This window comes from Streptomyces sp. NPDC051136 (assembly GCF_044455745.1).
Taxonomy (GTDB): domain Bacteria; phylum Actinomycetota; class Actinomycetes; order Streptomycetales; family Streptomycetaceae; genus Streptomyces.
The window spans coordinates 1-23400 of the sequence record NZ_JBITFE010000011.1 but is presented as its reverse complement, the minus strand read 5'-3'; the positions used below and the strand labels follow the sequence as shown (position 1 = coordinate 23400).

General features: G+C 71.2%; 18 protein-coding genes. 9 read left to right on the top strand and 9 right to left on the bottom strand.

The genetic code is table 11. From position 1 onward, the window contains the following. Positions 1 to 13: 13 nt before the first annotated feature. The 6 genes from ACIBCJ_RS28890 to ACIBCJ_RS28865 form a co-directional block, all read right to left on the bottom strand. Positions 14 to 1057 (bottom strand): ABC transporter ATP-binding protein, encoded by a 1044-nt coding sequence (locus ACIBCJ_RS28890; protein ID WP_365981539.1) that lies wholly within the window; start codon positions 1055 to 1057, stop codon positions 14 to 16. Between the two features lie 32 nt (positions 1058 to 1089). After that, positions 1090 to 2307, bottom strand: a complete 1218-nt coding sequence (locus ACIBCJ_RS28885) for an ABC transporter ATP-binding protein (protein WP_365981532.1) — start codon at positions 2305 to 2307, stop codon at positions 1090 to 1092. Beyond that, a complete protein-coding gene (locus tag ACIBCJ_RS28880) occupies positions 2304 to 3272 on the bottom strand; it encodes an ABC transporter permease (protein WP_362107550.1) in 969 nt (322 codons plus the stop codon). The genes ACIBCJ_RS28885 and ACIBCJ_RS28880 overlap by 4 nt, the downstream gene beginning before the upstream one ends. Further along, complete coding sequence (locus tag ACIBCJ_RS28875) at positions 3269 to 4333, bottom strand: ABC transporter permease (protein ID WP_365981533.1); 1065 nt, start codon at positions 4331 to 4333, stop codon at positions 3269 to 3271. The genes ACIBCJ_RS28880 and ACIBCJ_RS28875 overlap by 4 nt, the downstream gene beginning before the upstream one ends. Further along, a complete protein-coding gene (locus ACIBCJ_RS28870; protein WP_365981534.1) occupies positions 4326 to 6194 on the bottom strand; it encodes an ABC transporter substrate-binding protein in 1869 nt (622 codons plus the stop codon). Before ACIBCJ_RS28870 ends, ACIBCJ_RS28875 begins: the two co-directional genes overlap by 8 nt. A gap of 304 nt (positions 6195 to 6498) precedes the next feature. Beyond that, positions 6499 to 9885: an SCO5717 family growth-regulating ATPase gene (locus ACIBCJ_RS28865; protein WP_365981535.1), complete on the bottom strand. Its 3387-nt coding sequence runs from the start codon at positions 9883 to 9885 to the stop codon at positions 6499 to 6501. 535 nt (positions 9886 to 10420) lie between these two features. Here ACIBCJ_RS28865 and ACIBCJ_RS28860 point away from each other — a divergent pair. After that, entirely contained in the window at positions 10421 to 11872 is a 1452-nt protein-coding gene (locus tag ACIBCJ_RS28860) for a PQQ-binding-like beta-propeller repeat protein (protein ID WP_365981536.1), read from the top strand. An 86-nt stretch (positions 11873 to 11958) separates the two neighbouring features. Here ACIBCJ_RS28860 and ACIBCJ_RS28855 read toward each other — a convergent pair whose 3' ends face one another. Then, on the bottom strand, positions 11959 to 12255 hold the full coding sequence (locus ACIBCJ_RS28855) for a DUF397 domain-containing protein (protein ID WP_362107535.1): 297 nt from the start codon (positions 12253 to 12255) through the stop codon (positions 11959 to 11961). Between the two features lie 563 nt (positions 12256 to 12818). On the opposite strand from ACIBCJ_RS28855, the gene rpsO reads away from it, so the two are divergent. The 5 genes from rpsO (at position 12819) to ACIBCJ_RS28830 (ending at position 18231) form a co-directional block, all read left to right on the top strand. After that, complete coding sequence (gene rpsO / locus ACIBCJ_RS28850; protein WP_362107532.1) at positions 12819 to 13106, top strand: 30S ribosomal protein S15; 288 nt, start codon at positions 12819 to 12821, stop codon at positions 13104 to 13106. Between the two features lie 281 nt (positions 13107 to 13387). Continuing rightward, complete coding sequence (locus tag ACIBCJ_RS28845) at positions 13388 to 15604, top strand: polyribonucleotide nucleotidyltransferase (RefSeq protein ID WP_362107529.1); 2217 nt, start codon at positions 13388 to 13390, stop codon at positions 15602 to 15604. Next, positions 15601 to 16980, top strand: coding sequence for a pitrilysin family protein (locus ACIBCJ_RS28840; protein WP_362107526.1), 1380 nt, complete (start codon positions 15601 to 15603; stop codon positions 16978 to 16980). Before ACIBCJ_RS28845 ends, ACIBCJ_RS28840 begins: the two co-directional genes overlap by 4 nt. Before the next feature lie 29 nt (positions 16981 to 17009). After that, entirely contained in the window at positions 17010 to 17762 is a 753-nt protein-coding gene (dapB, locus tag ACIBCJ_RS28835) for a 4-hydroxy-tetrahydrodipicolinate reductase (RefSeq protein ID WP_365981537.1), read from the top strand. Positions 17763 to 17775: 13 nt separating this feature from the next. After that, positions 17776 to 18231, top strand: a complete 456-nt coding sequence (locus ACIBCJ_RS28830; RefSeq protein ID WP_362107520.1) for a hypothetical protein — start codon at positions 17776 to 17778, stop codon at positions 18229 to 18231. Between the two features lie 75 nt (positions 18232 to 18306). Here the strand turns inward: ACIBCJ_RS28830 and ACIBCJ_RS28825 are convergent, their stop codons facing one another. Together ACIBCJ_RS28825 and ACIBCJ_RS28820 are read right to left on the bottom strand one after the other, a co-directional pair. Beyond that, positions 18307 to 18861 carry a hypothetical protein gene (locus ACIBCJ_RS28825; protein ID WP_362107517.1) on the bottom strand — a complete coding sequence of 185 codons (555 nt, stop codon included), beginning with the start codon at positions 18859 to 18861 and terminating at the stop codon, positions 18307 to 18309. Between the two features lie 118 nt (positions 18862 to 18979). Next, positions 18980 to 19219, bottom strand: coding sequence for a hypothetical protein (locus tag ACIBCJ_RS28820; RefSeq protein WP_133889380.1), 240 nt, complete (start codon positions 19217 to 19219; stop codon positions 18980 to 18982). Positions 19220 to 19443: 224 nt separating this feature from the next. Between ACIBCJ_RS28820 and thyX the strand changes: the two genes are divergently transcribed. The 3 genes from thyX to ACIBCJ_RS28805 all read left to right on the top strand — a co-directional run bounded on the left by thyX (position 19444) and on the right by ACIBCJ_RS28805 (position 23139). Further along, positions 19444 to 20184 carry an FAD-dependent thymidylate synthase gene (gene thyX / locus ACIBCJ_RS28815; RefSeq protein ID WP_362107514.1) on the top strand — a complete coding sequence of 247 codons (741 nt, stop codon included), beginning with the start codon at positions 19444 to 19446 and terminating at the stop codon, positions 20182 to 20184. Positions 20185 to 20401: 217 nt separating this feature from the next. Beyond that, positions 20402 to 21301 (top strand): 4-hydroxy-tetrahydrodipicolinate synthase, encoded by a 900-nt coding sequence (gene dapA, locus ACIBCJ_RS28810; protein ID WP_365981538.1) that lies wholly within the window; start codon positions 20402 to 20404, stop codon positions 21299 to 21301. Between the two features lie 152 nt (positions 21302 to 21453). After that, complete coding sequence (locus tag ACIBCJ_RS28805) at positions 21454 to 23139, top strand: ribonuclease J (RefSeq protein ID WP_133889377.1); 1686 nt, start codon at positions 21454 to 21456, stop codon at positions 23137 to 23139. Positions 23140 to 23400: the final 261 nt, after the last annotated feature.

Below are 23400 nucleotides of genomic sequence, written 5' to 3'. Positions count from 1 at the left end.
CCCGTCCCCGGCGTCAGCCGGGACGCCCGGCCGCGGGCCGCTCCGCCCGGGCCCAGTGACAGGCGACCTGCGACTCGTCGCCGCCGCGCAGGATCTCCAGCTCCTGGTTCCGGCAGGCGTCCGCGACACCCGCGCGCTCGGCCTCGCCCCCCGACAGGACCGGGCAGCGGACGTGGAAGCGGCAGCCGCCGGGCACGTACGACGGGTCCGGCGGCTCACCGGTGAGCACGACCGGGGTGCCGGGCGCCTCCGGGAGCACGGACAGCAGCGCCCGGGTGTACGGGTGCCGGGGCGCCGTCAGGACCTGCTCCACCGACCCCGTCTCGACGATCCGCCCGAGGTACATCACCGCGACCCGGTCGGCGATGTTCCAGGCCAGTCCCAGGTCGTGGGTCACCACCAGCGCGGACAGGCCCAGCTCGGCCCGCAGCCGCAGCAGCAGCGCCAGGATCTCGCCGCGCACCGACGCGTCGAGGGAGGCCACCGGCTCGTCGGCGACGAGGAGTTCGGGCCGCAGCACCAGCGCGCCCGCGATGACGACGCGCTGGCGCTGGCCACCGGACAGCTCGTGCGGGTAGCGCAGGAAGAAGCGCTCCGGAGGCCGCAGCCCGGCCCGCGCCAGCGCCTCGGCGACCGCCGCCCGTTCGTCCCCGGCGTGGCCGTGGATGCGCAGGCCCTCGGCGACGATGTCGTACACCGTGTGCCGCGGGTTCAGCGAGCCGCTCGGATCCTGCAGGACCAGTTGCGCCCGCCTGCGGTACGCCTTCAGTGCCCGGGCGGAGTACCCGAGGGGGGCACCGTCGAAGGTGACGCGCCCCCCGCTCGGCCGGACCAGGCCGAGCAGCGAACGGGCGAGGGTCGTCTTGCCGCAGCCCGACTCCCCGACCAGCGCGACGATCTCACCGCGCCCGATGTCGAGGTCGACCCCGTCCACGGCGCGCGCGGCGGCGGCCCCGTGCCGCCCCGGGAAGGTGACGTGCAGCTCCCGGACGCTCAGCAGCGGCGGCGCGGTACCGGCCGTGGGGTGTGACGCGTCGCCGGACGTGGTGCTGCTCATGGGGTGCGACGCGTCATCGGACGTGGTGCTGCTCATGGGGTGCTGCTCCTCACTCCGTCGTCCTGCGCGGACGGGGCACTGCCGGCCGCACCCGTACGGCCGTCTCCGGCCGCACTCGTACGGCCGTCGGCGGGCGGACCCGTACGGTCGTCGGCGGCGACCGGTCCGGCGTCCTCGCCGGGCGTCCCGCGGCCGGCGGACCGGCCGTCACCGCCTTTCCCGCCGTCGCTGCCCTCCCCGCCTGCACCGTCCGGCTCCCCGCCACCGGCAGCGGCGCCGCCGCCCGGTGCCCCGGAGCCGTCCGCCTCCACGTGCACGCACGCCGCCCGGCGCCGCGCGCCCGCCTTCCGCAACGCCTGGTCCTCGGTGGCGCAGAGGTCCAGGGCGACCGGGCAGCGCGGATGAAACGCGCACCCGGAGGGCACCGCCGCCGGGTCGGGCGGATCACCGGGCAGCCCGCGCGGCGCGAACCGCGAGGCCGGGTCGCCGATCCTCGGGAACGCGCCCGACAGGGCCCGGCCGTAGGGATGCCGGGCGTCGTCGTAGACCTGCCGGGCCGGGCCCTCCTCGACCACCCGGCCCGCGTACATCACCGCCAGCCGGTCGCAGGTGTCGGCCAGCACGGCGAGGTCGTGACTGATCATGATCAGGCCGACGTCCTGCTCGCCCACCAGACCCTCGATCAGCCGAAGGATCTGCGCCTGGATCATCACGTCGAGCGCGGTGGTCGGCTCGTCGGCGACGATCAGACGCGGGTCGCAGGCCAGCGCCATCGCGATCATCACCCGCTGCCGCTGACCGCCCGAGAGTTCGTGCGGGTAGGCACTCGCCCGCGCGGCCGGCAGCCCCACCTGCTCCAGCAGCTCCCCGGCCCGCTTGCGCGCCCCCGCCGGAGTGGCCCTGCGGTGCAGCAGGATCGGCTCGGCGATCTGCTCACCGATGCGGTGGACGGCGTTCAGGGAGTGCATCGCGCCCTGGAAGACGATCGACGCCCCCGCCCACCGGACCGCCCGCAGCCGGCCCCATTTCATCGTGAGCACGTCCTCGCCGTCCAGCAGGATCTCCCCGCCGACCCGGGCGCCCGGCGGCAGCAGCCGCAGCAGCGACAGTGCCAGCGTGGACTTGCCGCAGCCGGACTCGCCCGCGATGCCGAGCTTCTCGCCCGCCTCCAGGGTCAGGTCGACCCCGCGCACCGCGGCCGCACCGCCCGGATACGTCACCTCCAGGTCCCGGACCTCCAGCAGACTCAACGGGACACCCCCAGCCTGGGATTGAGAACGGCCTCCACCGCGCGGCCGCACAGCGTGAACGCCAGTGCCACGACCGCGATCCCGACGCCCGGCGGCACCAGGTACCACCAGTCGCCGGAACTCACCGAACCCGCCTCCCGCGCGTCCTGCAGCAGCCCGCCCCAGGACACCACCGTCGGGTCCCCGAGCCCGAGGAAGGCCAGGGTCGCCTCGGCCAGGATCGCGGAGGAGATGATCAGCGTCGTCTGCGCGAGGATCAGCGGCATGACGTTGGGCAGCACGTGCCGCGACATGATGTGCCAGTGCCCGCCCCCGAGCGCCTTCGCCCGTTCGATGTACGGCCGTGACTCCACCGCCAGCGTCTGCGCCCGCACCAGGCGCGCCGTGGTGGGCCAGGTGGTCACGCCGATCGCGAGCACGATGGTGCCGAGCGACCGGGACAGCACCGTCGCCAGCACGATCGCGAGCACCAGCGTCGGCATCACCAGGAACCAGTCGGTGATCCGCATCATCACCGTCGCGTACCAGCCGCGGAAGTGCCCCGCCGTGATCCCGATCAGCGCGCCGATGAGCACCGACAGCACCGCCGCGAGCAGCCCCACCATGAGCGAGACGCGCGAGCCCCAGATCAGCAGACCCAGCAGGTTCCGCCCGAACTGGTCGGTGCCCAGCGGGAACCGGCCGCTCGGACTCTCCAGCGGCTGCCCGGGCGCGTCGGTCACGCTGTCCACGTCCGACCCGACGGTCAACGGCGCGGTCAGCGCCACGAGCACGAACAGCACCAGCGCGGCCAGCCCGAAGACTCCGGCGCGGTGCTTGCGGTACTCCCTCCAGAAGCGGGCCGCGGACGCGCGGCGCCGCCGCCGGGCGAGGGCACGCGGACTCGGCGCGTCCGGTGTCACGGCGGGCTCGGCCGGATCGGCAGCCTCGGCCGGATCGGCAGCCCCGGTGGTCTCGGCGGTCATCGGCCCACCCTCGGATCGAGCATCGGATACAACAGGTCGGCCAGCGTGTTCATCAGGATCACCGCGGCGGCGAAGACGAAGAACAGACCCTGCACCAGCGGGAGATCGGGCACGCTCAACGCCTGGTAGAACAGCCCGCCCAGACCCGGCCAGGAGAAGACCGTCTCGACGAGGATGACCCCCGCCACGGTCCGCCCGAGGTTCACGAAGACCAGCGTCACGGTCGGCAGCAGCGCGTTGGGCACGGCGTGCCGGCGCCGTACGAGGTCGTCCCTGAGCCCCTTGGCCCGCGCGGTCGTCAGATAGTCGCCGCCCATCTCGTCCAGCAGCGCCGACCGGGTGACCAGCAGCGTCTGCCCGTACTCCACGGCGACCAGCGTCACCACCGGCAGGACGAGATGGTGCGCCACGTCGAGCACGTGGGCGAAGCCCTCCTCGCGGCCCGACTCCATGCCGCCGGTCGGGAACAGACCCGGGATCGGGTCGACCCCCACCGACAGCACGATGATGAGCAGCAGCCCCAGCCAGAAGGACGGAATGGAGTAAAGGGTCAGCGCCAGACCGGTGTTGAGCCGGTCACCGAGCCCGCCGTTCCGCCACGCCGAGCGGGTGCCGAGGAAGACACCCAGCGCGGTGTAGAGCACGAAGGCCGTCCCGGTGAGCAGCAGGGTGTTCGGCAGCGCCTCGGTGATCTTGTCCAGGACGGGCGCGTGGAACTGGTACGACGTGCCCAGGTCCCCGGTCAGCGCCTTGGCGCAGTAGTCCGTGAACTGCTCCCACAACGGCAGGTCGAGCCCGAACTCCTCCTTGTACGCGACGAGCTGCTCGGCCGAGACCTGACGTCCGCCGGTCATGAACTTCACCGGATCGCCGGGGATCAGCCGGAAGAGGAAGAAGCTCGTGACGAGGACGGCGAGCAGGGAGACGACCGCGCCCGCCAGCTTGCCCGCCACGTACCGCGGATACCCGCTGCGGGAGCGCCCGCGCGACGGAGTGGCCGGCCGCTTCCCGAGCGCGGCGACGCTCGCGGAGTCGGCCGCGGAGCCGGCGACGCTACTCACGGTCGTCCGCCGACGCCCGGCGGCGGACGGCGAAGAGCACCCCGAGACCGGCGAGGACGACGACGCCCGCCGCGATCCCGATCACCGTGCCGGTCGACGACGAACTCCCGGAGGAGTCACCGGAGTCCGCGGGAACCGCCGACCACCAGCTCCAGTAGCCGTCCTGTCCGTAGATGTTGCCCGCGTCGGACGGCATCGTCGTGATCGACTTGATCTGGTCCGTGCGATAGGCCTCGACCGCGTTCGGGTACGCCATCACGTTCATGTAGCCGGTGTCGTACAGCCGGGACTGCATCTGCTTGACGACCTCGGCCCGCTTGCCGGCGTCGTACTCGCCCAACTGCTTCGCGTACAGCTCGTCGTACTTCTTGTCGCAGATGAAGTTGTCCGTGGCCCCGGTGTCCTTCGGCGTCGCCGGGAGCGCCGCGCAGGTGTGGATGGAGAGCACGAAGTCCGGGTCGGGGTTGACGGACCAGCCGTCGAAGGCGAGGTCGTACTTGCCGGCCAGCCACGGGTCGGTCACGTTGTCCAGGCAGTCGAGGGTCACCGAGATGCCCAGCTCGCCCCACCACTCCTGGAGGTACTTGCCGACCGCCTTGTCGTTCGGGTCGGTGGCGTGGCACAGCACGCGGTAGTCCAGCGGCTTGCCGTCCTTGCCGAGGCGCTTGCCGTCGGCGTTCTTCCGGTAGCCCGCCTCGTCGAGCAGCTTGGCGGCCCGCTCCGGGTCGTACGCCAGCTCCTGCCCGGACGACGGCTCGAAGAAGTACGAGGAGAAGCGCGGCGGTATGTAGCCGGCCCCCTCGACCGCATGGCCCTGGAACACCTTGTCGACGATCGCCTTGCGGTCCACCGCCATGAACAACGCGTTGCGCACCCGCTGGTCCAGCAGCGAGGGGTCGCCGTCGCCGAACTTCGTGCCGTCCTTCGCCCGCGCGCCCGGGTTGGTGGCCAGGGCGTAGAAGCGGCGGCCGGGGGCGTCGTTGACGCGGATGTTCTCCTCGCCCTTGAGCGAGTCGGCCTGGGCCGGCGTCAGCGAGGGCGACCCGGCGACGAACGACACCTCGCCCTTGCGCAGGGCGGCGACTGCGGCGTCCTGGTCCTTGTAGTACCGGAAGACCAGCTCGTCGAACTTCGGTGCGCCGCGCCAGAAGTCCTTGTTGGCCTTCAGTCGCACATAGCTGTCCGGCTTGTAGTCGGTCAGCACGAAGGGGCCGTTGCCGACGACCGGGAAGTCCTTGTCGTTGTTGAACTTCGAGAAGTCGTCGACCTTCTCCCACACGTGCTTGGGCACGATCGGCACGTCCAGCGCGGTCATCGTCGCCTGCGGCTTCTTCAGCCGGATCACCAGCTGGGTCGGGCTGGGCGCGGTGACCTTCGCGAAGTTGCCGACGAAGCTGCCGTTGGCGGTGGCGGCGCCCGGGTCGGTCATCATCGTGTTGAACGTCCACGCCGCGTCCTCGGCGGTGGCCTGCTCGCCGTCCGACCACTTGGAGTCGGAGCGGATCGTGTACGTCCAGGTCAGCTTGTCCGAGGAGGACTTCCACTCGGTGGCGAGACCGGGTATGACGTGGTTGTCCTTGGCGTCGTAGTTGGTCAGGTACTCGTACGTCAGCCGGTGGATGCTCGTGCTGAGCAGCCGTACCGCGAGGAAGGGGCTGAGCGAGTCCACGCTCTGCGCCACCGCGACGTTGAGCACCTTGTCGCCGCCGTCGTCCCCGTCACCGTCCTTCGCCGAGGCGGAGGGGGCGACCGCCCCCGAGGCGAGGAGCAGCGCGCCGGCCCCCGCTGCCGCGAGGAGGCGGATTCTCCACGGCCGGTGGGCGGAACGTCGTCCGCTGCCGTGCTGATCGTGTGTGCTCATGACTACCTGACCTCGCGTCATCGCACGCGCAGACGCCTGGGCGCCCTCGCGTGAGGCGGGCTTGAACGGTGGTGAACGCGGAACGACATGTGTGTCTACCAGCGGCAGTCTGCGCGCGTCAACGGTATGTCAAACCCCATGTGGCCTGCGGAAACGGCTACTTGTCCGATGCGTGACCCTCATTGGCGCAGACCACTGGCGCCTTGCTGGTGAGAGCGTGACGGCTGGGGCGGACGTTGTCGTTCGCACACGCACGAAGGCCCGCACCGTCGGGGACGGTGCGGGCCTTCGGAGGCGGGTCGAGCTACTGCTGGGGCGGAGGAGGCGGCGCCTGCCCGGGCTGTCCCGGCTGCCCCTGCTGTCCCGGCTGTCCTTGTGGCGGCGGGTACCCGTATCCGGGCTGCTGGGCGTGGGGCTGGCCGTAACCCGGCTGGGGATACGGCTGCTGCGGTCCGGCTCCGGGCCCCGGCTGCGGCGGGTACGGCTGCCCCGGCTGCTGCGGGGGCATCGGCTGGCCCGGCACCGCCTGACCCGGCACCGGCTGGCCCGGAACGGCCTGGCCCGGCATCGGCTGCGGCGGCATCGCGTGGCCCGGCATGGGCGGGGCGGCCACCGGCGGCGGGTTGCCGTCGGACGTCCACAGGCCGTGCGACTGCTGGTGACGCACGAAGTCCTCGGCGACCATCGCCGCCAGGTTGAAGTACGCCTCCCGCACCTTCGGCCGCATCATGTCCAGGTCGACCTCGGCGCCGGCGGCCAGGTGCTCGTCGAACGGCACCACGACCACACCCCGGCACCGCGTCTGGAAGTGCCCCACGATGTCATCGACCTTGATCATCTTGCCGGTCTCGCGGACCCCGGAGATGACCGTGATCGACCGGGAGACGAGGTCGGCGTACCCGTGCGCGGACAGCCAGTCCAGGGTCGTACTGGCGCTGCTCGCACCGTCCACGGACGGCGTCGAGATGATGATGAGCTGGTCCGCGAGGTCCAGCACACCGCGCATGGCGCTGTAGAGGAGACCGGTGCCCGAGTCGGTGAGGATGATCGGGTACTGCTGACCGAGCACGTCGATCGCGCGCCGGTAGTCCTCGTCGTTGAAGGCCGTGGACACGGCCGGGTCGACGTCGTTGGCGATGATCTCCAGACCGGACGAGGCCTGCGAGGTGAACCGCCTGATGTCCATGTACGAGTTGAGGTACGGGATCGCCTGGACGAGGTCACGGATGGTGGCCCCGGTCTCCCGGCGCACCCGGCGGCCGAGCGTACCGGCGTCCGGGTTGGCGTCGATCGCGAGGATCTTGTCCTGCCGCTCGGTGGCGAGCGTGGAGCCGAGCGCGGTGGTGGTGGTCGTCTTGCCGACGCCGCCCTTGAGGCTGATGACGGCGATGCGGTAGCAGGACAGCACCGGCGTGCGGATCAGGTCCAACTTCCGCTGCCGCTCGGCCTCTTCCTTCTTCCCGCCCAGCTTGAACCGCGAACCGCCGGCCGCGGGACGGCTGCTCCTCGCCTTCTGCCGCTTGTTGTTGAGCAGCCGGTCGGACGACAGCTCCACGGCAGCCGTGTAACCGAGCGGCGCCGCCCCCGGGTTGGTGGGCTGCCGCTGGTCGTGCTGCATGGGCTGCGGCCAGGCGGCACCGAGCCGGGGATCGGCGGGCGGCTCGGGGTGCTGCGGCTGCTGCGGCTGCTGCTGCGCCGGCAGCTGGGGCTGAGGCTGCGGTGCCTGCGGGTGGGGCTGGAGCGGCTGGTGGGCCTGGTGTTGCTCCGGCTGCTGTCCCGGCTGCTGGGGCTGCTGCGCGGGCGGCTGCATCGTCTGGGGCGGCTGCATGGCGTGGGGTGCGTCCGGGGCCTGGCCCGGGTGGCCCGGCTGACCTGCCTGGGCCGGTGGCACCTGCGGTGCCTGCGGTGCCGGGTGCCCCTGCTGTCCCGGCTGGGGCATGCCGGGGTACGGCTGCTGCGGCTGGCCGTACGGCGCCTGCGGGAAGCCGTATCCGCCCGGCTGGGCGGGGGAGTGATGCTGCGGGTGCTGCTGGGGAGCCTGTGCACCGGGCTGCGGGAAGCCGTAACCGGTCCCCGGGGCCGGGGGAGCGGGCGGTGCGGTCGCCGGGTCGGGCGCGGCGGCCGGCTGGTTCCAGGCGGCGGGCGCCGGCTGCGGAGCCTGCGGCTGGAACGAAGGCTGCTGGGCCGGCCCGGAGGGCTGCTCCGGAACAGCCGGGGCGGGCTGGGGCTGCACGGGCCACTGCTGGGCCGGCGCGGGCGCGACCGGCGGGTACGACGGAGGCAGCGGCGGCATTCCGCCCGGTGCCGGTGCCGGTGCCGGTGCCGGTGCCGGAGCGGGAGGCGGTGCGTCCTGCGGAACGGCGTCCTGCGGAACGGCGCCCTGAGGCGAGCTGTCGGCCGGCGGTGCGGCGTCGGACGGCACCGCGTCCTCGGGCTCGCCCGGCGCGGGAACGCTGTCCGCGGGGTCGTCCTCGGCCCCGGCGTCGAGGTCGGGGCCGGGCTCGGCGGCCGGGGCGGCCGGCTCCGGCTCGGCGTCCTGGACAGGCACATCGGGGCGGACGTCGTCCACGTCGCTGCCCCCGGCGCCGGGGACTTCCTCGGGGGCGTCGCCGGAGGCCTTCTCGGAAACGGCGTCGGCGTCGGCGTCGGCGTCCGCGGCTCCCGCATCGGTGTTTTCGGCACCGTCGGCGCGACCGGTCTCCGGGGCGTCGTCCGTGACCGCGGGAGAGCTGTCCGAGGTCTCCGCCCCGGAAGCGTCCTCCGCAGCGGCCCGTTCGGCGATCGCGCGCTTCAGGGCGACCGCGGAGAACCGCATGGTGGCACCGCTGTCCAGATCCCCGCTGCCGAGGTCGTCGACGTCGGGCTCGGGCTCGGCCGCCGCCTCGGGCGTGACGGCAGGCTCCGGCTCGGCGACAGGCGCGGGGGCGACGGCAGGCTCGGGCTCCTCGGCCGGCGGCGGCGGTGTGGGGGCCTGGAGCTGGAACCCACCGGCCGGAAACGCCGACAGGGCCGTGGGAGACGCGGAATCCGCGCCCGGCGCCCGGTCGGCCGGGGCCTGCGACTCCGGCTCCGGTGTCTGCACCTGCGCCGCCGGTCCGTCCTCGGGCTCCGGCACCGGCGACTGCTGGGGCACCGGCGGAGGCTGCGGCTCGAACCCGCTCCCCACGGGCAGCCGGGGCACTCCGGCCGGTCCCGCGCTCGGCGGCGCGGGGGGCGTGAACGGCACACCCGGCCCCGGCGGCGGAGGCGGCGTGAAGGCGGCACCCGGAGCGGGCGCCGGAGGCGGCGGCGTGAACGGCGCACCCGGAGCGGGAGCAGGAACGGGCGAAGCCCCGTTGGGTGTCGCGTGCGGCGGCGGAGTCAGCCCGGGCAAGGGCGGAACCGGACCACGTGGAGCAGCCGGACCGGATGCTCCCGAAGGTCCGGTGGAAGCGGACGACCCGGAAGAGGGCTCTGAAGACGGCTCGGGAAAGGACCCGGAGGAGGTCCCGGTAGAAGACTCGGAAGAAGACCCGGACCCCTCGCTCTCCTCCTCCTGCCCCCCGTCACCGGACGCGTTCTGCGTGTACCAGGCGGGCGGCGCGTAGTCGATGGTGAACTCACCGGTCGTCTCGATGGAGGACTCCGCGTCGGGTTGGTCATCGCCGGGTGTAGCCCAGCCCCCGCGCGTCCCGTCCCGATCGCTGCTCACAGTTCCTCCTGGTGTGGTCGAGCACCCTCAAGCCGTGCTGGGGCGACCCTTGCTTGTCTTTCGGAATGGTCCGAGGTCGTCCGATCCACCGGTCCTCCCCCTGGGACGCCGACGCCCGCTCCCGGGTTCTGGTGTCGCGCCCGACACCAGCCTAATCATCGCGAGCCCCGCCCCGGCAGCCCCTGCCCTCCCCCGGAAGTCCCGCCCGTCGCGCCACAGGCGTCCGGGAAGCATTACGTCGTTCATCTGCCCACCCCCGTACGGAGGATGACTCCGCCCGTCACCACCCGGTTCCATCGAGTGATCACGAGCCCGGCATAGTTGGTGGCGATCTCCGTCGTCCCGTTGCCGGAATTCCCCCCGGAACCGCCGGAATTCCCAGAGAAGAGGAAGAGGCCCCGAGTGAGCTTCGGCCCGCCCCCCGTCCATGCCCTCAGGACCCCCGACCGCCGCTGATTCCGCGGAGAGCCGGCCCGGCCCGCACGGCCCCGGAGGGGGCAGCACGGGGCGAAGGGGCCCCCGAAAGCTGCTGATCGTGCTGCTCGCGGTGGTCCTGGCCGGGGCGTTGGGCACCGGCGGCTGGCTGCTGTGGGGACGCGACGGCGGGGCCTCCGACACACCGGGCAAGTCCCGGGATCCGATCGCGCAGGGCCCGCTCGACGTCCGCGAGACGGTCGAGAAGCCGCCCGCGAGCACCAACGGCCAGATGGCGTTCCGCTTCTCGGTGGACGACATGAAGACCGGGGAACACGTGGAGATGCCCGGGATGTGGGCCACGGACCGCATCCTCGCCAAAGGCATCAACAAGACCCTCGTCGGTCTGGCCGTCGGCACCGACGCCGCGCCCGGCGACGAGAAGTGGCGGCTCGAACTCGACGGCCCGATCTGCGGCTACACACGCCACGTCACCGGCGACCACCGCACCGCCGTCCTCTTCCGGGCCAACGACTGGGCGGAGGAGGCCCTCTGCAACCAGGTCGCCCTCGTCGACCTCGACGACGGCCGCCTGGTCTGGGAGGCCAAGTTCCCCGTCTCCGCGGCCGGGCGCGAGTCAGGCGACGTGGCGGGCACCGACAAGGACCGGCCCGGCGTCGCCCTCGCGCACGGCACGGTCGCCGTCACCTGGGGCGGCGGCACCGTCGGGTACGACATGAAGGAGGGCGCCACCCGCTGGACCACGACGACCACCGCCCCCTGCCAGGACATGGGCGTCGCCGGCGGCCGCGGTCTGATCGTCCGGGAGGAGTGCTGGAGCGGCGACGAAAGCCTTCCCGCGGGCTCCCCGCAGAACGTCACGTACAAGCTGCGCAAGCTGGACCCGGCGACGGGCGAGGCCCGGTGGACGTACTCCGCGGCCAAGGGCGTCCGCACCCTCGACGTGCCCTCGGTCGATCCGGCGGTCATCGCTGTGTCCGCCGGTGACACCGTGGTCACCGACCTCATCTCCCTCGACGACCGGGGTCGCAACCGCGCCACCATCAGTCTGCGCAACGGCGCCTACGCCGCCGAGTGTTCCCTCACCGACTACCTCCTGATCGACGACTGCCCGACCATCGCCGTCGGGAAGGACGAGGTCTTCATCCGCAGCAAGGACCAGCTCGAGAAGCAGACCTCCAACTGGATCATCGGCTTCGACCTCGCCACCGGGAACACCATCAAGAAGTTCGACTCCGGCCCCGGGGCGCTGCTCTTCCCGGTGCGCATGAGCGGCGACCAGCTTCTCGCCCTGCGGCTGAGCAACGACGACATCGCACCGAACGCCCTGGTCGCCCTGGATCCGGCGACGGACGAGGAGGTGCCGTACTTCTACTTCGGCCTGCCGAGCGAGGCGCAGATGATGACGGGGACGAACGAGAACGACATCGTCGTCCAGAACGGCCGCCTCTTCTTCGGCGTCAAGGCCGCGAACGGACCGGCCGAGCCCAAGACCAAGCAGTGGAGCTACCTCGTACTGGGCATCGGCAGCAGCGCACCGAAGAAGCCCTGACGGACCGGCCCCGTGCGGACGGGCGGGGTGGGACACCTGGTGATCAGTCCATCCTGCGGGGCAGCAGCGTCCGCCCGGCCGAGGCGTCAGCCGGCGTCGTTCCCGCTCTCCCGAGGCGCCGGCTCCAGGTCGAACTCCCCGTCCCGCGCGCCGAGCACGAACGCCCGCCACTCCGCCTCGGTGTACCGCAGCACGGTGTCCGGGTCGAGGGACGACCGCATGGCGACCGCGCCGTCCGGGAGGTAGGCGATCTCGACCCGTTCCTCGTGGGTCTCGGTGCCGGGCGCGCTGTGCCATTCGACGCCGGAGATGTCCAGGGCGTAGAGCTCGTCCCGCTCCCTGTCCTTGCGTGCTCGGAGTTCCTTGTCCTCGACATCGGCCATCGGGGCTCCGGTCCTTCCTGCTGCGCCAACGAACTGTGCGGCCACCCTACTTGCTGCCCCTCCGGCCGCAGTGCGGTTCGCACACCTCTCACCAGGCAGGGAGTGACGGCGCTGTCGACTCCTTGACATCTCGATGTGACTTCTCGATTCGACATCCGATTCAGCGACTCGTCGAGATCACGACTCCCTCTGCCCGAAGACGTCCACCGTGCGCTTCGGGCTCCCCGCGCCCACTGCGCGCCTGCCCTGGATCCCCGCCCCGGTCCGTCGCGGCACTCGGAACGCCGCACGCAGAAGATCACCTCGCACACGGGCGCCGTCGAGGGCACGTGTCAGGTCGCCCGCGGCGGCCAAGGCGTCCGCCAACCGCCCGGGCCGGGGGATCGGGAAGGGCGGTGTCTCCCGACTGGTACCCTGTGTGACGGCCGTATGTGTACGCGCCCCCGGAGCCCCAGGCCCTGGAGGCCGCGCCCAGCGGATCCCCGCCTTCCGAGTCGTGGAAGATCCCCCGAGACGTAGACCGGGGGCACTCGGTGGCCAGTCACAGACCAAGAGGAGTACGCGTGTCGCTCGACGCCGCAGTGAAGAAGCAGATCATCACCGAGTTCGGTACCAAGGAGGGCGACACCGGCTCCCCCGAGGTCCAGGTCGCTCTGCTGTCCCGTCGGATCTCCGACCTGACCGAGCACCTCAAGGCCCACAAGCACGACCACCACTCCCGTCGTGGTCTGCTGATCCTGGTCGGCCAGCGTCGCCGGCTGCTGCAGTACCTCGCCAAGAAGGACATCCAGCGCTTCCGTGCGCTGGTCGAGCGCCTCGGCATCCGTCGCGGTGCGGCGGGCGCCCGATAGCACGCCGTGAAGGGAGCGGTTCCCGACTCGAGGGGGCCGCTCCCTTTGCTGTACGTGCGCACTGTCGCCGCACCTTTGTAGTGTGGTAGCAGAACACCAGACGTACGAGGAGAAGCGGACCTCACGCCGCCGCCGGTCCTCGGTAGTGGCCCCCGGGGGCAGATCCCCGGGTGCTTCGATCGAAGACCGGCCCGCATTGCACGGAACGCTTCTCCGGCATCGTCCCCCCGCCACACGGGCGGCGCGGGACAAAAGACGACAAAGTATCGGAGAAATCACTAGTGGAGAACGAGACCCACTACGCCGAAGCCGTGATCGACAACGGCGCGTTCGGCACCCGCACCATCCGCTTCGAGACGGGCCGTCTGGCCCGTCAGGCCGCCGGTTCCGCCGTGGCGTACCTGGACGACGACACCATGGTGCTGTCGGCCACCAGCGCCTCCAAGAACCCGAAGGACCAGCTCGACTTCTTCCCGCTCACGGTGGACGTCGAGGAGCGGATGTACGCCGCCGGCAAGATCCCCGGCAGCTTCTTCCGCCGTGAGGGCCGGCCCTCAGAGGACGCGGTCCTCACCTGCCGCCTGATCGACCGCCCGCTGCGCCCGTCCTTCAAGAAGGGCCTGCGCAACGAGATCCAGGTCGTGGCCACGGTCATGGCCCTCAACCCCGACCACCTGTACGACGTCGTGGCGATCAACGCCGCGTCCGCGTCGACGCAGCTGGCCGGCCTGCCCTTCTCCGGCCCGATCGGCGGCGTCCGCGTCGCGCTGATCCGCGGCCAGTGGGTGGCCTTCCCGACGCACACCGAGCTCGAGGACGCCGTCTTCGACATGGTCGTCGCGGGCCGCGCCCTGGAGGACGGCGACGTCGCGATCATGATGGTCGAGGCCGAGGCCACCGAGAAGACCGTCAAGCTGGTCGAGGGCGGCGCCGAGGCGCCCACCGAGGAGGTCGTCGCCGCCGGTCTCGAGGCCGCGAAGCCCTTCATCAAGGTGCTCTGCCGCGCCCAGGCCGACCTCGCCGCCAAGGCCGCCAAGCCGACCGGCGAGTTCCCGATCTTCCTGGACTTCCAGGACGACGTCCTCGAGGCGCTGACCGGCGCCGTCCGCCCCGAGCTGGCCCAGGCGCTCACCATCGCCGGCAAGCAGGAGCGCGAGGCCGAGCTGGACCGCGTCAAGGGCATCGCCGCCGAGAAGCTCCTGCCGGAGTTCGAGGGCCGCGAGAAGGAGATCTCCGCCGCGTACCGCGCGCTGACCAAGTCCCTGGTCCGCGAGCGCGTCATCAAGGAGAAGAAGCGCATCGACGGCCGCGGTGTCACAGACATCCGCACCCTGGCCGCCGAGGTCGAGGCCATCCCGCGCGTGCACGGCTCCGCCCTGTTCGAGCGTGGCGAGACCCAGATCCTGGGCGTCACGACCCTGAACATGCTCCGCATGGAGCAGCAGCTGGACACCCTCTCCCCGGTGACCCGCAAGCGCTACATGCACAACTACAACTTCCCGCCGTACTCCGTCGGCGAGACCGGCCGCGTCGGCTCCCCGAAGCGCCGCGAGATCGGCCACGGCGCCCTCGCCGAGCGCGCCATCGTGCCGGTGCTGCCGACGCGCGAGGAGTTCCCCTACGCGATCCGCCAGGTGTCCGAGGCCCTCGGCTCCAACGGTTCGACGTCCATGGGCTCGGTCTGCGCCTCCACCATGTCGCTGCTGAACGCCGGTGTGCCGCTGAAGGCCCCCGTCGCCGGCATCGCCATGGGCCTGATCTCCCAGGAGATCAACGGCGAGACGCACTACGTCGCCCTCACCGACATCCTCGGTGCGGAGGACGCCTTCGGCGACATGGACTTCAAGGTCGCCGGCACCAAGGAGTTCGTGACCGCCCTCCAGCTCGACACCAAGCTGGACGGCATCCCCGCCTCCGTCCTGGCCGCCGCGCTCAAGCAGGCCCGTGACGCCCGCCTCCACATCCTCGACGTGATGATGGAAGCGATCGACACGCCGGACGAGATGTCCCCGAACGCGCCGCGGATCATCACCGTGAAGATCCCCGTCGACAAGATCGGTGAGGTCATCGGCCCCAAGGGCAAGATGATCAACCAGATCCAGGAGGACACGGGCGCCGACATCACGATCGAGGACGACGGCACCATCTACATCGGTGCCGCCCAGGGCTCGCAGGCCGAGGCCGCGCGCGCCACGATCAACGGCATCGCCAACCCGACCATGCCCGAGGTCGGCGAGCGCTACCTGGGCACGGTCGTCAAGACGACCACCTTCGGCGCGTTCGTCTCCCTGCTGCCCGGCAAGGACGGTCTGCTGCACATCTCGCAGATCCGCAAGCTCGCCGGCGGCAAGCGCGTGGAGAACGTCGAGGACGTGCTCGGCGTGGGCGCCAAGGTCCAGGTCGAGATCGCCGAGATCGACTCCCGCGGCAAGCTCTCCCTCATCCCCGTGATCGAGGGCGAAGAGGGCGACGACAAGAAGGACGACGCCGACAAGTGACGTCCCGTAGCGCCAAGGCGACGGCCCGCACCTCCTCGGAGGCGCGGGCCGTCGCCCGTACCCAAACGCTCATCAAGGGTGAGCACGGCATCGGCACGGTCCGCAGGACGACCCTCCCCGGCGGCCTGCGCATCGTCACCGAGACCCTGCCCTCGGTCCGCTCGGCGACCTTCGGCATCTGGGCCCACGTCGGCTCCCGCGACGAGACCCCCGCGCTGAACGGCGCCACCCACTACCTGGAGCACCTGCTCTTCAAGGGCACCCGCAAGCGCAGCGCCCTGGACATCTCCTCCGCCATCGACGCGGTCGGCGGCGAGATGAACGCGTTCACGGCGAAGGAGTACACGTGCTACTACGCGCGCGTGCTCGACACCGACCTGCCGCTCGCCATCGACGTCGTCTGCGACATGCTGACCGGCTCGCTGATCCAGGAGGAGGACGTCGACGTCGAGCGCGGCGCCATCCTCGAGGAGATCGCGATGACCGAGGACGACCCCGGCGACTGCGTGCACGACCTCTTCGCGCACACCATGTTCGGCGACAGCGCGCTGGGCCGCCCCGTCCTCGGCACCGTCGACACGGTCAATGCCCTCACCGCCGAGCGCATCCGCCGCTTCTACAGGAAGCACTACGACCCCACCCACCTCGTGGTCGCCGCGGCGGGCAACGTCGACCACAACAAGGTCGTACGGCAGGTGCGTGCGGCCTTCGAGAAGGCCGGCGCCCTCAAGGACCCGGTGGCCCAGCCGCTCGCCCCGCGCGACGGCCGGCGCACCGTCCGAGCCGCCGGCCGCGTCGAGCTGATCGGCCGAAAGACCGAGCAGGCCCACGTCATCCTCGGTATGCCGGGTCTGGCCCGCACCGACGAGCGCCGCTGGGCGATGGGCGTGCTCAACACCGCCCTCGGCGGCGGCATGTCCTCGCGCCTCTTCCAGGAGGTCCGCGAGAAGCGCGGCCTGGCGTACAGCGTGTACTCGTACACGTCGGGCTTCGCCGACTGCGGTCTCTTCGGCGTGTACGCGGGCTGCCGGCCCTCCCAGGTGCACGACGTGCTCAAGATCTGCCGCGACGAGCTGGACCACGTCGCCGAGCACGGCCTCACCGACGACGAGATCGGCCGTGCCGTCGGCCAGCTCCAGGGCTCCACGGTCCTCGGCCTGGAGGACACGGGCGCGCTGATGAACCGCATCGGCAAGAGCGAGCTGTGCTGGGGCGAGCAGATGTCCGTCGACGACATGCTGGCCCGGATAGCCTCGGTCACGCCGGACGACGTCCGTGCCGTCGCCCGTGACGTCCTGGGCCGCCGGCCGTCCCTGTCGGTCATCGGCCCGCTCAAGGACAAGCAGGCGGCCCGGCTGCACGACGCCGTCGCCTGACGGTCCCTTTCGAGAAGGAAGCATGTGACATGAGCAAGCTGCGCGTGGCCGTCCTCGGTGCCAAGGGCCGGATCGGCTCCGAGGCGGTCCGGGCGGTGGAGGCCGCCGAGGACATGGAGCTGGTCGCCGCCCTCGGCCGGGGAGACGGCCTGGAGGCGCTGGCCGAGTCCGGCGCCCAGGTCGCCGTCGAGCTGACCACTCCCGCCTCGGTGATGGACAACCTGGACTACTGCGTGCGCCACGGCATCCACGCCGTCGTCGGCACCACCGGCTGGACCGACGAGCGCCTCGCGCAGCTGAACGCGTGGCTGGAGGCCTCCCCGGAGACCGGCGTGCTCATCGCGCCGAACTTCTCCATCGGGGCCGTGCTCACCATGAAGTTCGCGCAGATCGCCGCCCCGTACTTCGAGTCCGTCGAGGTCGTCGAGCTGCACCACCCGAACAAGGTGGACGCCCCCAGCGGCACCGCCACCCGCACCGCCCAGCTGATCGCCCAGGCCCGGCAGAAGGCAGGCTCCGCACCGGCGCCCGACGCCACTGCCACCGCCCTGGACGGCGCCCGCGGCGCGGACGTCGACGGGGTCCCGGTCCACGCGATCCGGCTGCGCGGTCTGCTGGCCCACCAGGAGGTCCTGCTGGGCGGCGAGGGCGAGACCCTCACCGTCCGGCACGACTCCCTGCACCACAGCAGCTTCATGCCGGGCATCCTGCTGGGCGCCCGCCGGGTGGTCACCACCCCGGGCCTCACCTTCGGCCTGGAACACTTCCTGGACCTGAACTGAGGCCCCGACCCCGATGCGCGCGAAGATCACCTACCTCGTCACGGCCGCCGTCCTGGTCTTCTACTTCGTCCTGGTCGGCAGCCGCGGCGTACTGCTCATCAAAACCGGCACCCTCCTCACGGTCACCTTCGGCGTCGCGGTGCTGATCCTGCCCGTGATCGGCCTGTGGTTCCTGTGGAAGAACACCCAGTTCGTCCGCAGGGCCAACCAGCTCGCCGCCGAACTCGACGCCGAGGGCGGACTGCCCGTCGACGAGCTGAAGCGCACCCCGAGCGGCCGGGTCGACCGGGAGTCCGCCGACGAGGTCTTCGCCCTGCGCAGGGCCGAGACGGAGGACGCCCCCGGCGACTGGCGCACCTGGTTCCGCCTTGCCGTCGCCTACCACGACGCCCGCGACACCCCGCGCGCCCGCAAGGCGATGCAACGGGCGATCGCCCTGCACGACGGCAAGCACGTCGAGGTGGCCTGAGCGGGCGGCAGCCGAAAGGCCGGGGCCCGGACCGCACAGCTGCGGTCCGGGCCCCGGCCTTTCGTCGTGCGGCGCTCAGCCCCGGCCGTACTCGGCCGCCCACGCCTCCACCGCGTCGGCCGCCCGGTTGAAGGCGCCGTCGCGGGCGAGGAAGTCGGAGTTGTGCGTGGTCAGCAGCGGCGCCATGGGCTCCGCCGTCCGGCCCTGCCGCACGAGCAGCAGCGCCTGGCCCTGCACCGTGCGCGGCAGCCCGAGCCAGCGCACCGGCTGCTGCACCGTGCGCACGCTGGCGACCTGCTGCCAGGCCACCGTGCGCGTGGTGAAGAAGCCCACCTGCCGCACCCCGTGCGCGCTCACCCACACGCCCATGCGCAGCATCCGCAGGGCGCACCCGATGACGACGGCCGCGATGCCGAAGACCAGCCCGGCGGCGGACGGCCCTCCCGTCACCGCGATGATGACCGCCGCGAACAGGACGAACGAGGCGAGCAGCAGCATCAGCGCCGCCGCCCCCACGCGCCACGGTCCCGGCCGGTAGGGCCGGCGCCACAGGTCGCGGTCGTCGAACGGCAGCGCGACGTCGTCGGCCGTGTCAAAGGCGCGGTCGGCCGTCAGGAAGGGCAGGGGCACGGCTGGTCCTCACTCGTTCCATGGCAAGTGTTGTGCCCGGTGAGGCTACCGACCTGTGTCTCCCGTCACCACCCTCGGGGGCCCGTACGGAGGCCGGGTCGACAGCGGTGGCCGCGCCTCAGCGTCCCTCGGACGCCTGTGACGGCTGCTTGTGCGAAGCGGGCTGGTCGGCCGACAGGGCCGGCATCCCGATCACCAGCGAGCCCACGAGGCCGGCGGCGACGGTGAGGCCGAGCAGCCAGCGTCCGGCCAGCTGGCCGAAGGACGCCCGCTCGCGCGGCGGGGGTGTGACATTGCTGCGGAACCTGTCGGCTTCGGCGACGAAGGCGAACGGCACGGGTTCACGCCGGCGGATCATAGGGACTGCGTCTCCCTTCAGGGACTGGAATCAAGTGCTGTTACTCATACAGACGAACGAACCGCCCTCCAGGTGCCCTGTTTCACCGACTTCATCGCGGCACGGCACCGAACGCCCGATTCGGCGCCCCACGGCGGGCCGTAGAGTGGCCTCGCCAAGCGAGGAGACGCGCGCCGAGTGACCCGACGGGCGCCGTGCGACGAGATGGGAAGGCCCTCCACACCGTGACCGACACCCCCGCCGACGATTTCAAGATCGACCTGCGCAGCGACATCACCGTAGAGCTGGTCAAGAGCGCCGCGACCGACTCCGACGTGCTGTTCGCCGCCCGCGTCTCGACCGCCGGGGAGCAGTCCCTGGACGAGCTTAAGAAGGACCCGGAGCGCTCGAAGGGCCTGATCAACTACCTCATGCGGGACCGGCACGGCAGCCCGTTCGAGCACAACTCGATGACCTTCTTCGTCAGCGCGCCGATCTTCGTCTTCCGGGAGTTCATGCGGCACCGCGTCGGCTGGTCCTACAACGAGGAGTCGGGCCGCTACCGGGAGCTCCAGCCGGTCTTCTACGTGCCCGACGCCTCCCGCAAGCTGGTGCAGCAGGGCCGCCCCGGCAAGTACGTCTTCGTCGAGGGCACCCCCGAGCAGCACGAGCTGGTCGGCGGCGCGATGGAGGACTCCTACCGCCAGGCCTACGCGACGTACCAGCAGATGCTCGCCGCCGGGGTCGCCCGCGAGGTGGCCCGCGCGGTGCTCCCCGTCGGCCTGTACTCCTCGATGTACGCGACCTGCAACGCCCGCTCCCTGATGCACTTCCTGGGCCTGCGCACCCAGCACGAGCTGGCGAAGGTGCCGTCCTTCCCGCAGCGGGAGATCGAGATGGTCGGCGAGAAGATGGAGGAGGAGTGGGCCCGCCTCATGCCGCTCACCCACGCCGCCTTCAACGCCAACGGCCGCGTGGCGCCGTAACGCGCGACCTCCGGGCCGGCCGGGCCGGGCACAGATGTACCCATCAACCATGCGAAGTGTCCGGATTGCGGCGTTTGGAGAAGTTCACTTAGCCTGATCAAAGGGACCCGGCACTGCTTGAACCCCCGAGCAGGCAGTGCCGGGCTCCACTTCCGTACCGTCCTGCCGCCTCCCCCGAGGGCAGACCCCGCCCTGAGCAACGAGTAGCGTGTAACCCATGGCTCCGACCTCCACTCCGCAGACCCCCTTCGGGCGGGTCCTCACCGCCATGGTCACGCCCTTCACGGCGGACGGCGCACTCGACCTCGACGGTGCCCAGCGACTCGCCGCCCACCTGGTGGACGCAGGCAACGACGGCCTGATCATCAACGGCACCACCGGCGAGTCGCCCACCACCAGCGACGCGGAGAAAGCGGACCTCGTACGAGCCGTCCTGGAGGCCGTCGGCGACCGGGCGCACGTCGTGGCCGGAGTCGGCACCAACAACACCCAGCACAGCATCGAGCTGGCCCACGCCGCCGAGCGCGCCGGCGCACACGGCCTGCTGCTCGTCACGCCGTACTACAACAAGCCCCCGCAGGAGGGCCTCTACCTGCACTTCAAGGCGATCGCCGACGCCTCGGCGCTGCCGGTCATGCTCTACGACATCCCCGGCCGCAGCGGCGTCCCGATCAACACCGAGACCCTGGTCCGCCTCGCCGAGCACCCGCGGATCGTCGCCAACAAGGACGCCAAGGGCGACCTCGGCCGCGCGAGCTGGGCCATCGCGCGCTCCGGCCTCGCCTGGTACTCCGGCGACGACATGCTCAACCTGCCGCTGCTCGCCGTGGGCGCGGTCGGCTTCGTCTCCGTCGTCGGCCACGTCGTCACCCCGGAGCTGCGCGCCATGGTGGACGCGCACGTCGCGGGTGACGTACAGAAGGCGCTGGAGATCCACCAGAAGCTGCTCCCGGTCTTCACCGGCATGTTCCGCACCCAGGGCGTCATGACCACCAAGGCCGCGCTGGCCCTCCAGGGGCTGCCCGCCGGTCCGCTGCGCGCCCCCATGGTCGGCCTCACGCCGGAGGAAACCGAGCAGCTCAAGATCGATCTTGCCGCCGGCGGGGTACAGCTCTGACATCAGACTTCGCACCACCGCACGACCGGACGGACTTCACAACTGAATAGGCGGGCCACCGGTGCCCGCACCCCACCGACAACTGCTTCTGCACGAACGTCATGCGCGCCACGTGCCCACCGGTACGTGGCGCGTGTGGTGAGGAGAGTCTTTTGAGTCATCCGCATCCTGAACTGGGCCGGCCCCCGGCGCTCCCCAAGGGCGGCCTGCGGGTCACGCCGCTGGGCGGCCTCGGCGAAATCGGCCGCAACATGACGGTCTTCGAATACGGCGGCCGTCTGCTGATCGTCGACTGCGGCGTGCTCTTCCCCGAGGAGGAGCAGCCCGGCATCGACCTGATCCTGCCGGACTTCTCGTCCATCCGGGACCGCCTCGACGACATCGAGGGCATCGTCCTGACCCACGGCCACGAGGACCACATCGGCGGCGTCCCCTTCCTCCTGCGCGAGAAGCCGGACATCCCGCTGATCGGCTCCAAGCTGACCCTCGCGCTCATCGAGGCCAAGCTCCAGGAGCACCGCATCCGCCCGTACACCCTCGAGGTGGCGGAGGGGCACCGTGAGCGCGTCGGTCCCTTCGACTGCGAGTTCGTCGCGGTCAACCACTCCATCCCGGACGCGCTGGCCGTCGCCATCCGCACCCCGGCGGGCATGGTCGTCCACACCGGCGACTTCAAGATGGACCAGCTCCCGCTGGACGGCCGCCTCACGGACCTGCACGCGTTCGCACGGCTCAGCGAGGAGGGCATCGACCTGCTCCTCGCCGACTCGACCAACGCCGAGGTGCCGGGCTTCGTCCCGCCCGAGCGGGACATCTCCAACGTCCTGCGGCAGGTCTTCGCCGGCGCCCGCAAGCGGATCATCGTGGCCAGCTTCGCCAGCCACGTCCACCGCATCCAGCAGATCCTGGACGCTGCGCACGAGTACGGCCGCCGGGTCGCCTTCGTCGGCCGCTCCATGGTCCGCAACATGGGCATCGCGAGAGACCTCGGCTACCTGAAGGTCCCGCCGGGCCTGGTGGTCGACGTCAAGACGCTCGACGACCTGCCCGACAGCGAGGTCGTCCTGGTCTGCACCGGCTCCCAGGGCGAACCGATGGCGGCCCTGTCCCGCATGGCCAACCGCGACCACCAGATCCGCATCGTCAACGGCGACACGGTGATCCTGGCCTCGTCCCTCATCCCGGGCAACGAGAACGCGGTGTACCGCGTGATCAACGGCCTGACCCGCTGGGGCGCCAACGTCGTCCACAAGGGCAACGCCAAGGTCCACGTCTCGGGCCACGCCTCGGCCGGCGAGCTGCTGTACTTCTACAACATCTGCCGCCCGAAGAACCTCATGCCGGTCCACGGCGAATGGCGGCACCTGCGCGCCAACGCCGAGCTGGGCGCGCTGACCGGAGTCCCGCACGACCGCATCGTCATCGCCGAGGACGGCGTGGTGGTCGACCTGGTCGAAGGCAAGGCGAAGATCACCGGCAAGGTCCAGGCGGGATACGTCTACGTCGACGGCCTGTCGGTCGGCGACGTCGGTGAACCGGCTCTCAAGGACCGGAAGATCCTCGGCGACGAGGGCATCATCTCGGTCTTCGTGGTCATGGACTCCTCCACCGGCAAGATCACTGGTGGTCCGCACGTCCAGGCCCGCGGCTCGGGCATCGAGGACTCGGCCTTCACCGCGGTGCTCCCCAAGATCACCGAGGCGCTCGAGCGCTCGGCCCAGGACGGTGTCGTGGAGCCGCACCAGCTCCAGCAGCTGATCCGCAGGACCCTCGGCAAGTGGGTCTCGGACACCTACCGGCGCCGGCCGATGATCCTGCCCGTCGTCGTGGAGGTCTGACGGTTCGTCGGCTCGCCGACAGCGTCAACCAGGAGCGGGGCGCCTCGATTTGCATCGAGGCGCCCCGCTCCAGTACGTTTACATCTCCGCTCGGACGGGCACCCGACCACTTCGTGGCTCGGAGCCGCCCCGGAGGGTGGAAATACCGACTCAGAATCTCTGATAAAGTCGGAACCGCCGGAAAGGGAAACGCGAAAGCGAGAACCTGGAAAGCACCGAGGAAATCGGATCGGAAAGATCTGATAGAGTCGGAAACGCAAG

Coding starts and splice junctions, on each gene's coding strand:
- ACIBCJ_RS28870 (WP_365981534.1), bottom strand. CDS start 6,194: ATGAGCACACACGATCAGCACGGCAGCGGACGACGTTCCGCCCACCGG.
- ACIBCJ_RS28855 (WP_362107535.1), bottom strand. CDS start 12,255: ATGGCCGATGTCGAGGACAAGGAACTCCGAGCACGCAAGGACAGGGAG.
- dapB (WP_365981537.1), top strand. CDS start 17,010: ATGAGCAAGCTGCGCGTGGCCGTCCTCGGTGCCAAGGGCCGGATCGGC.
- ACIBCJ_RS28830 (WP_362107520.1), top strand. CDS start 17,776: ATGCGCGCGAAGATCACCTACCTCGTCACGGCCGCCGTCCTGGTCTTC.
- ACIBCJ_RS28880 (WP_362107550.1), bottom strand. CDS start 3,272: ATGACCGCCGAGACCACCGGGGCTGCCGATCCGGCCGAGGCTGCCGAT.
- ACIBCJ_RS28820 (WP_133889380.1), bottom strand. CDS start 19,219: ATGATCCGCCGGCGTGAACCCGTGCCGTTCGCCTTCGTCGCCGAAGCC.
- ACIBCJ_RS28890 (WP_365981539.1), bottom strand. CDS start 1,057: ATGAGCAGCACCACGTCCGGCGACGCGTCACACCCCACGGCCGGTACC.
- dapA (WP_365981538.1), top strand. CDS start 20,402: ATGGCTCCGACCTCCACTCCGCAGACCCCCTTCGGGCGGGTCCTCACC.